This window comes from Mesorhizobium sp. M4A.F.Ca.ET.020.02.1.1, from assembly GCF_004022645.1.
In the GTDB taxonomy this organism is placed as follows: domain Bacteria; phylum Pseudomonadota; class Alphaproteobacteria; order Rhizobiales; family Rhizobiaceae; genus Mesorhizobium.
The window spans coordinates 1-1,252 of sequence record NZ_RZOI01001120.1; the positions used below are offsets into that span (position 1 = coordinate 1).

General features: G+C 67.5%; 2 protein-coding genes. Both read left to right on the forward strand.

What is annotated here, in order from left to right:
• Positions 1-765: Tm-1-like ATP-binding domain-containing protein (locus tag EN742_RS35340; protein ID WP_189375740.1), on the forward strand; the 765-nt coding region annotated here is incomplete at its 5' end.
• A gap of 2 nt (positions 766-767) precedes the next feature.
• On the forward strand, positions 768-1,252 hold a 485-nt coding region (locus EN742_RS35345; protein ID WP_189375741.1), incomplete at its 3' end, for an HAD family hydrolase.

Consider the following 1,252-nt stretch of genomic DNA (forward strand, 5'->3'; position numbering starts at 1 on the left):
TCGCAAGCCTGCGGTGCGGTGGTGGGCGCCGCGCGGGCTGTGGTGAAGCCCGACGAGTCCCGGCCGCGCATCGGCATGAGCTCGCTCGGCAAAAGCTGCCTGCAATATATGGTGACGCTGAAGCCGGAATTGGAAAAGCGCGGCTATGAGGTCATCGTCTTCCATACCACCGGCATGGGCGGACGCGCGCTGGAAGCGATCGCGGCGCAAAAGGGTTTTGTTGCGGTCCTCGATTTCAGCCTGCAGGAACTCGCCAACCAGCTTACAGGCTCGGTCGTGAATTCGGGCGCCGACCGGCTGGAGAATGCCGGGCGGCAAGGCATTCCGCAGATCGTCGCGCCCGGTGCCATCGACATGGTCGATTTCCCGACCTGGCAGGCGGTGCCGTCGCGGTTCGCCGAGCGGCCCTATCACGCGCATAACCGCCTGCTTGCCTCGGTGACCTCCGACGGGGCGACACGCCAGGAGATCGCGCGCGCCATCGGCGAGAAGCTCAGCACGGCGACCGGCCCGACGGCCTTCATCCTGCCGGCCGGCGGCATCCAGCAATGGGACCAGGAAGGCGAGCCGCTCAACGAGCCGGAGGCACTCGCGGCGTTCGTCGAGGAGATGCGGGCGCGGGTGCCCGAAAATGCCGAGCTGCATGAGATCGCCGGCCACATCAACGACGCCGCCTTCAGCGCCAAGGCGCTGGAAATCTTCGACCGCTGGGTGGCCGAAGGCATCGTGCCGCCCGGCGTTTCGGCTGGCAGGCGCGTCGCATGAGCATGGCGAAGCCGCAGGCGCTGGTGCTCGACTTCGGCGGCGTCGTCACCCGCACGCTGTTCGAGACGCATGCGCTGACCGAGCAGGCGCTCGGACTCGAGCCCGGCACGCTCGACTGGCGCGGGCCGTTCGATCCGGCTTCCGATGCGCTATGGCGCTCGATGCAGGCCGACGAGATCAGCGAGCGCGACTATTGGAAGACACGCACGCGCGAAGTCGGCCAATTGGTCGGCGAAGACTGGCAGGACATGTCGACCTTCGTGCAGCGGGCGCGCGGCGCCGATCCGCAGGCGGTGGTGCGGCCCGAGGCCGTGCGGGCGATCGACATCGCGCATCAAGCCGGCGTGCGGCTCGCCATCCTCTCCAACGAGCTCGACCTCTTCTACGGCAAGTCCTTCCGCGAGCGCCTGCCGCTGCTTTCGCTGTTCGAGACGATTGTCGACGCGACCTACACCAAAATCCTCAAGCCCAACGCCCGGGCCTATGC